The sequence below is a fragment of the Nonomuraea salmonea genome, assembly GCF_042428605.1.
Classification (GTDB): Bacteria; Actinomycetota; Actinomycetes; order Streptosporangiales; family Streptosporangiaceae; genus Nonomuraea; species Nonomuraea salmonea.
This window is the reverse complement of sequence record NZ_JBHMCF010000031.1, coordinates 1-8,622: the sequence shown is the minus strand read 5'-3', so window position 1 is coordinate 8,622 and position 8,622 is coordinate 1. Positions and strand designations below refer to the sequence as shown.

The 8,622-nt window shown below is 74.0% G+C and carries 2 protein-coding genes; both read right to left on the bottom strand.

Annotated features, from left to right (window positions below; all coding sequences use genetic code 11):
* Positions 1-4,719 (bottom strand): non-ribosomal peptide synthetase (locus ACFFR3_RS27745; protein WP_379484096.1); only part of this gene is annotated, 4,719 nt, incomplete at its 3' end.
* On the bottom strand, positions 4,716-8,622 hold a 3,907-nt coding region (locus ACFFR3_RS27740), incomplete at its 5' end, for a non-ribosomal peptide synthetase (protein WP_446686057.1). The genes ACFFR3_RS27745 and ACFFR3_RS27740, both read right to left, overlap by 4 nt.

Sequence of the window (8,622 nt, the reverse complement as noted above, 5' to 3'; positions counted from 1 at the left end):
ACCCGGCACCTCACCAGCCCGCACCCCGAACCACTCCACCACCGACCCACCCACCGAACCAGCCTCGGCCCCGCTCCACTCCTCCACGACCTGCCGCCGCGCCTCGGCGTCGAGCACCCGTACCGCCGCCAGCGGCAGCTCCGATTCCAGCGCCGCCACCAGCCCCTCCACCGCCGTGGCGAACAACCCGCACACCGTCCGCGGGTCGATCGGCGCCACGGCGTCCACCACGAGCCGCAGTGAGGCGCCGTCGTCGTCGACCGACACCGACAGCGGGTAGCTGTTGCGCTCCCTGGTGAAGACGGTCCTGATGCCCTCGAACGGGTCCTGCGCGGCGCGGTCGCGGCCGCCGCCGACGTTGTGCCGGTAGTTGAGTATCGAGGTGAACAGGGGCGTGTCGGGGGCGACGCCGCTGGCGCGCTGGGCCAGCGCCAGGGGGGCGTGCTCGTGGGCGAGCAGGTCGGCGAGGTGGCGGCGCATGACCGCGACGGCCTCGGCCGCGCCGACGCCGTTCACCTGGAGGCGTACGGGGAGGGTGTTGATGAAGGGGCCGGGCACGCGGTCCGAGCCGGCGCCCGCGTTCATGCGGCCGAACAGCACCGTCCCGAACACCACGTCGTCGCGTCCGGACACCGCGGCCACCACGCGGGCCCAGGCGACGTGCAGCACCGTGGCGGGGCTGACGCCGAGTTGCCTTGAGCGTTCGCGCAGCCGCCGTTCGAGTGCGGGGTCCACGTCCACGGACGTCCTGACCATGTCGACGCCGTCGCCACGGGCGTCGAGCAGGCCGAACGGCGCAGTCGGCTCGTCCACGTCGCCGAGCAGCGCGGCGAAGAAGCGCTCGTGCTCGCTCTCGCTGCCGCCGGTCCTGGCCTGGGCGACGAAGGCGCGGAACGGCATCGGCTCGGGCAGGTCGTCGCCGCGTCCGGCCAGGAACGCCTCGACCTCGCCGAGCAGCACGTCCAGGCCGAGGTGGTCCTGGACCATGTGGTGCACGCGCACCATGCCGAGCCACCGGTCGCCGGTCTGGGTGACGTGCAGGTCGAGCAGGGGGGCCCGGCCGACGTCCATGGACAGCCCGACGGTCGTCACCAGCCGGTTCACCGGGTCGTCGGGGCCGCCGGGGCCGCCGCCGAGCACGACGGTCTCGACGGGGAGCGTCGCCGTGCGCCAGACCACCTGCACGGGCGACGGCAGGCCCTCCCACGCCATGCTGGTGCGGAAGATGTCGTGCCGGTCGATGACCTGCTGCAACGCGTCGGTGAAGGCGTCCAGGCGGGCGCGGGAGCCGAACTCCAGGACGGTCACCAGCACGTACGCGTCCACGCCGCCGCCCGCGAGCAGGTGGTGGAAGAGCATGCCTTCCTGGAGGGGCGCGAGGGGGTAGACGTCGGCGACGTTGGCCGCGCCGCCGGGCACGCCGGCCACGACCTGGTCGATCTCGGCCTGGGTCAGCTCGACCAGCGGCAGCATGTCCGGGGTGATCGCGGCGGGGTGGTCGGGGATCGCGTTGGGCGGCACGGTCACCTGGTGGTCGCCGGCCGTCGCCGCCAGCCCTTCGACGGTGGGGGTCTGGAAGAACGCCCGTACGGAGACGGTGACGCCGCGCTCGCGCAGCCACTCCACCAGCGACACCACCAGCAGCGAGTGGCCGCCCAAAGCGAAGAAGTCGTCGTCCACGCCGACCCGCTCCAGGCCGAGCACGTGCGCGAATCCCTCACACAGCAGTTCCTCGCGCGGGCCGAGCGGGGCGCGGCCGCCCACGGCGTACTCGGGGGCGGGCAGCGCCTTGCGGTCGAGCTTGCCGTTGACGGTGAGCGGCAGGGCGTCGAGCAGCACGAGGGCCGACGGCACCATGTGGGCGGGCAGCCGCTCGGCGGCGTGGCCGCGGATCCGGTCGGCGAGGCCGATCTCGTCGCCGCGAATGAGCTCGGCGAGGCCGATCTCCTCACGGCGGCCCCGCTCGGCGGAGCCGGTCTGCTCGCCGGCCGGGACGGCGTAGGCGACCAGCCGCCGGTCGCCGGGGGTGTCCTCGCGGACGACGACCGCCGCCTGCGCCACGTCCTGGTGTGCGGCCAGCACGCTCTCGATCTCGCCCGGCTCGATGCGGAACCCGCGGATCTTGACCTGGGCGTCGGCGCGGCCGACGTACTCCAGCCGGCCGTCGCTCGTCCAGCGGGCCCGGTCGCCCGAGCGGTACATGCGCTCGCCGGGCGCGCCGTAGGGGCAGGCCACGAAGCGTTCCGCGGTGGCGCCTGGCCGGTGCCGGTAGCCGCGGGCGAGCTGGCCGCCCGTCACGTACACCTCGCCGGCGACGCCAGGGGGCACCGGGGCGAGCCATTCGTCGAGCACCAGCACCCGGAGTCCGGGCAGCCCGCGGCCGATGACGCTGCCGCCGGTGACGGTGCCGGGCGTCACCTCGTGGAAGGTGACGTGGACGGTGGTCTCGGTGATGCCGTACATGTTGATCAGGCGCGGCCCCGCGGCGCCCTGGTACGGCCACCATCCGGCGAGCCTGCCGACCTCCAGCGCCTCGCCGCCGAACACGATCGCCCGCACGCCGGCCATGGCCTGCGGGCGTCTGGCCGCCGCCGTCATGAGCGGGTAGAACGCGGACGGCGTCTGGCTGAGGATGCTGACGCCGCTCTCCTCCACCAGGGACAGGAACTCCTCCGGCGAGCGCGAGACCGCGTAAGGGACGACCACCACGCGGCCGCCGGACAGCAGGGCGCCCCACACCTCCCACACCGAGAAGTCGAAGGCGAAGGAGTGGAACCAGCTCCACGCGTCCTGCGGCCCCGGGCGGAAGTGGTCGCGGGTCGCGGCGAACAGCTCGGCGACGTTGCGGTGCGTCACCACGACGCCCTTGGGCCGCCCGGTCGAGCCTGAGGTGTGGATGACGTACGCCGGCTGATCGGGGTGCGGCACGACGCGCGGGGCCGGCTCCGCCTCGGCCGGGTCGTCCACCATGAGCGGGCCGGCGCCGTCGGGGAGCAGCCCCGCGGTCTCCGGCGAGGCCACGACCAGGGCGCAGCCCGCCACGAGCTGCCGTATCCGCGCCGCCGGGTAGCCGGGGTCGACGGGCAGGTAGGCGCCGCCCGCCTTCAGTACGGCGATCATGGCGACGATCACGTCCACGCCGCGTTCCAGGACGACGGGCACCACCGTCTCAGGGCCGACGCCGCGCGCGGCCAGCAGCCTGGCCAGGCGCTCGGCTCTGGCGTCCAGGTCGGCGTAGGTGACCTCGGCGCCGTCGCAGACCACGGCCGTCGCCTCGGGCGTCCTGGCGGCCTGCGTCTCGAACAGCTCCACCAGCGACAGCGCCGCGCCGCCTGCCGGGGGCTCCTGCCACGCGACCAGCGCGCGGTCCCGCTCTGCGGCGTCGGCCGCCGGCACCGCGGACAGCCGCGCCCGCGGGTCGGCCGCCACCGCCGCGAGGACCCGGATCCACCGTGCCACCAGCAGGCCGGCGGACTCCCTCTCGAACAGGTCCGCCGCGGCGGTCAGGGAGCCGCGCAGCCCGGCGGGAGCGCCGTCCGCACCGAACGCCTCGTGGACGCTGAACTCCAGGTCGAACCTGGCCGAGGCGCCCCACTCGGCGGCCACGCCGCCCGCCTGCAGACCTTCCAGGTCCAGAGCCGCTTCCTCCACGTTCTGGAGCGTGAGCACGACCTGGAAGAGGGGGTGACGGGACAGCGACCTTGACGGTGCCAGCTCCTCCACCAGGCGTTCGAAGGGGACGTCCTGGTGGGCGTAGGCGTCCAGGCTGCTCTCTTTGACGCGGCCGAGCACTTCGCGGAACGTCGGGTCACCGGACAGGTCGGTACGGATGACGAGCGTGTTGACGAAGAACCCGACCAGATCGTCCAGCGCCTCGTCGGTACGGCCCGCCACGGCGGCGCCGATGGGGATGTCCCGGCCCGCGCCCAGCTTGGCCAGCAGCACCGCGAGCGCGGCCTGCACCACCATGAACGTGGTCGCCCCCTCGGCCCGCGCCACCTCCAGCAGCCGCGCGTGCACGTCGGCGGGGACGTCGAGCGGCACGACATGCCCGACATGACCTGAAATTTCGGGACGTGGGCGGTCGTACGGGAGGTCCAGCTCCTCCGGGATGCCCGCGAGCGCCTCCCGCCAGTAACCGATCTGCCGGGACAGGACGCTGTCCGGATCGTCCTCCTCGCCCAGCAGCTCCCGCTGCCACAACGTGTAGTCCGCGTACTGGACCGGCAGCGCCTCCCACTCCGGCGTCCCGCCACGGGAGCGGGCCTCATAGGCGATCGACACATCCCGTGCCAGCGGCCCCATCGACCACCCGTCGGCCGCGATGTGATGCGTCACCACCACCAGGACCTGCTCACCCGGCCCCGTCACGAACAACGTCGCCCTGATCGGCACCTCGGACGCCAGGTCGAACGCGTGCTCCCTGGCCCGCCCCACCGCCTCGGCCAGCCCGGCGGCGTCCACCTCGACGACCGACAGCGCCCAGTCCAGCTCCGCCACGCCCAGCACCCGCTGGTACGGCTCACCGCCCTCGACCGGGAACACCGTCCGCAGCACCTCGTGACGGCCGATGACGTCGAGCAGCGCCGCGTTCAGCGCCGCCCGGTCCACCTCGCCGGTGAGCCTGAGCGCGATGGGGATATTGTACGCCGCGCTCGGGCCGTCGAGCCGGTGGATGAACCACAGCCGGCGCTGGGCGAACGACAAGGGAACTCTCATGACTCCTCCTGGTCACGCCGCATGGGTCGCAACGTCGGCCGTGTCGACCGTTGGTTTCCGAGACGACTCGCCACCCCGGACACGGTGGGCGCCTCGAACAGGGTTCTGATGGACACGTCGGCTCCCAGGACGGTGCGGATCCTGCTGACGAGCCGGATCGCCAGCAGGGAGTGGCCGCCGAGCGCGAAGAAGTCGTCGTCCACGCCGACCTGCTGTCTGCCGAGCACCTGCGCGAACACCCCGCACAGGGCCTCTTCCTGGGGCGTGGCCGGGGCCCGGCTGGTCACGGCCGGGGCATCGGCGGGCAGCGCGGTGCGGTCGAGCTTGCCGTTGACGGTCAGCGGCAGCTCGTCCAGCACCACGACCGCTGAGGGCACCAGGTGGGCGGGCAGCCGGTCGGCGGCGTACCGCCTGACGTCCTCGGCCTCGCCGCCCACGATGTAGGCGACCAGGCGCTTCTCGCCCGCGTCGGCGCGCACGATCACCGCCGCCCGCGACACGTCCGGGTGCGCGGCCAGCACCGCCCGCACCTCGCCCGGCTCCACGCGCATGCCGCGGATCTTCACCTGCTCGTCCGCCCGGCCGACGAAGACCAGCTCGCCCTCAGGGGTCCAGCGGGCCACGTCTCCCGTCCGGTACATCCGGCCGTCCTCGTACGGGCAGGCCACGAAGCGCTCGGCGGTCAGGTCAGGCCGGCCGACGTAGCCGCGCGCGAGCTGGGGCCCGGCGACGTACACCTCGCCGGGCACTCCGACGGGCACCGGGGCCAGGTGGTCGTCCAGGACGTACAAGCGGGTGTTGGTGATGGGCCGGCCGAAGGGGACGACGCCGTTGACGTGCTCCACCGGACCGGCGGTCACCATCACCGTCGCCTCCGTCGGCCCGTAGGTGTTGACCAGCCGCCGGTCCCGAGCCCACTCCCGCGCCGTCCCGCTCGCGATCGGCTCCGCGCCGACCAGCACCGTCTCCACCCCGGCCCAGTCGGCCGGGTCCACGACCTCCAGCAGCGACGGCACCACACTCGCCGCCTGAACGCCGGTGGAGGAGAGCAGGTCTCGCAGCAGTCCGGCGTCGGTCCGTTCCGCAGGCAGCGCGATCACCAGCCGTCCGCCGCGTGCCAGCGTCACCACGACGTCCAGGACCGAGGCGTCGAAGCCGAACGAGGCGAACTGCAGCACCCCGACGCCCGGCTCGACCCCCATCACGGGGCCGAACACCTCGATCAGGTTCACCAGCCCGGCGTGCGCCACGCCCACGCCCTTCGGGACGCCGGTCGAACCGGACGTGTAGATGACGTAAGCCAGGCTCGAACCGTCGATCGCGACGCCCGGCCGCTCGTCCGGCAGCCCTGCCGAGTCGTCCAGCGTCACCACCTCCGCCGGGGGCAGCCCCGCCACCGCGCGTTCGGTCACCACGACCCGGGCGCCGGCGTCGTCCAGCATCCACGCGATCCGCTCGGCGGGGTACTCGACGTCGATCGGCACGTACACGCCGCCCGCCTTCCAGACGGCCAGCATCGCCACCACCACGCCGATCCCGCGCTCCAGCACGACCCCCACCGGAGACTCAGGACCCACGCCCTTCGCGATCAGATGCCGGGCCAGCCGGTTCGCCCGCGCCTCCAGCTCCGCGTACGTCACCCCGACCCCACCGCACACCACCGCGACCGCATCCGGCGTTGCCTCCGCCCGCGCCTCGAACAGCTCCACCACCGAGGTCCGGTCCCGTGCGACGTGCTCGCCCTGCCAGTCGCGCACGGCGCGCCACCGTTCCCCGTCGTCGAGCACCGGCACCTGCGACAGCGGCGTGTCCCGGCCGCCGTCGGCCACCGTCTCCAGCGAGCGGACGAGGTTCTCGACGGTGGTGCGCAGGAGGGCGACCACGGAGCCGGGATCGATGGGCGCGGCGGCCTCGACGCCCAGGCCCAGCTCGTCGCCGTCGTCGTCCACCGCGACCGTCAGGGGGTAGTTGGTGCGCTCACGGGTGAAGAGCGTCCTGACGCCTTCGAATTGAGGGCCGCCGTCGCCCTGCGCGCCGCCGTGGCGGTAGTTGAACAGGGACGTGAACAGCGGGGCGTCCGCTCCGACCCGGCTCGCCCGCTGCGCCGTCGTCAGCGACGCGTGCTCGTGGTCGAACAGCCGGGCCAGCTGGGTGCGCATCATGGCCACGGCCTCGCCGGCGCCGAGGCCGTTCACCGGTACGCGTACCGGGAGGGTGTTGAGCAGCGGGCCCACGACGCGGTCGGCGCCGTCGGCGGCGTTCATCCGGCCGAGCAGGACGGTGCCGAAGACGACGTCGTCGCGGCCCGCGAGCACGGCGAGCAGGCGGGCCCACGCCACGTGGAACACGGTCGCCGGGCTGGTGCCGAGCCGCCGGGCGGCCTCGCGTACGCGGGCGGCCAGCTCAGACGTCAGCGGGGCCCACGCGGCGGCGGTCCGCACGCCGTCCCCGCGCACGTCGAGCAGCCCGTACGGGGCCGTGGGCTCGTCCACGTCGCCGAGCAGGTCGGCGAAGTAGCGCTCGTGCTCCTCGGCGTCCCCCCGGGCGCGGGCCTGGGCGACGAAGGAGCGGAACGGCACGGGGTCGGGCAGCTCGTGTCCCCGACCGGCGGCGAAGGCGGCGACCTCGCCGAGCACGACGTCGAGCCCCAGGTGGTCGCGGATCATGTGGTGCATCCTGATCAGCGCCAGCCAGCGATCGGTGCCGGGCGACCGCGCGATGTGCACGTCCAGGAGGGGCGCCCGCCCGATGTCCATCGCCGCGCCGGCCGCCGCGAGCAGCTGCTGGGCGGGGTCGGAGCCGTCTTCGGGCAGCCGTACGGGTGTCACCGGCAGGGTGGCCTGCCGCCAGATCACCTGCACCGGCTCCGCCAGGCCCTCCCACGCCACGGAGGCGCGGAACACGTCGTGCCGGTCCACCACGGCCTGCAGCGCGGCCACGAACCCGTCCAGCCGGGCCCGCGCGTCGAACTCGAGCACGGTCGGCATCACGTACGCGTCCACGCCGTCGCCCGCGAGCAGGTGGTGGAAGAGCATGCCTTCCTGGAGCGGGGCCAGCGGGTAGACGTCCTCGACGTTGGCCGCGCCGCCCGGCACCCCGGCCACGATCCGGTCGATCTCCGCCTGGGTCAGCTCGACCAGCGGCAGCATGTCCGGCGTGATCGCGCGGGCGCCTGCGGGGATCGCGTTCGGCGGCACCGGGACGCGTTCACGGCCCGAGTACCTGGCCAGCCGGGCCACCGTGGGCGCCTCGAACAGCGCCTGCACCGGCACCTCGATGCCCTGCGCCCGTATCCGGCTCACCAGCCGCACCGCCAGCAGCGAGTGCCCGCCCAGGACGAAGAAGTCGTCGTCCACGCCCACGTCGGGCAGCCCCAGCACTTCAGCGAAGGCCGCGCACAGCAGCTCCTCCCGCGCATCGGCCGGACCCCTGCTCGCCCGCCTCACCTCCGGCGCCGGCAGCGCGCCGCGGTCGAGCTTGCCGTTCACCGTCAGCGGCAGCTCATCCAGCACCACCAGCGCCGACGGCACCATGAACTCCGGCAACCGCTCGCCCGCGAACCGCCGCACCGCCTCCACATCGACGGCCTGTGCGGCGGGCACCACGTAACCGACCAGCCGCTTGTCACCCGAGTCGGCACGCACGATCACCGCGGCCTGCGCCACGTCCTGATGCGCGGCCAGCACCGCGCGCACCTCGCCCGGCTCGATCCGCATGCCACGGATCTTCACCTGCTCATCCGCGCGCCCGACATAGACCAGCTCGCCGTCGTCCCAGCGCGCGACGTCGCCCGTGCGGTACATCCGCCCGCCGCCGAAGGGGCAGGCCACGAACCGCTCGGCCGTCAGCCCCGGCCGACCCACATACCCGCGCGCCACCCCCGGACCTGCCACATAGACCTCA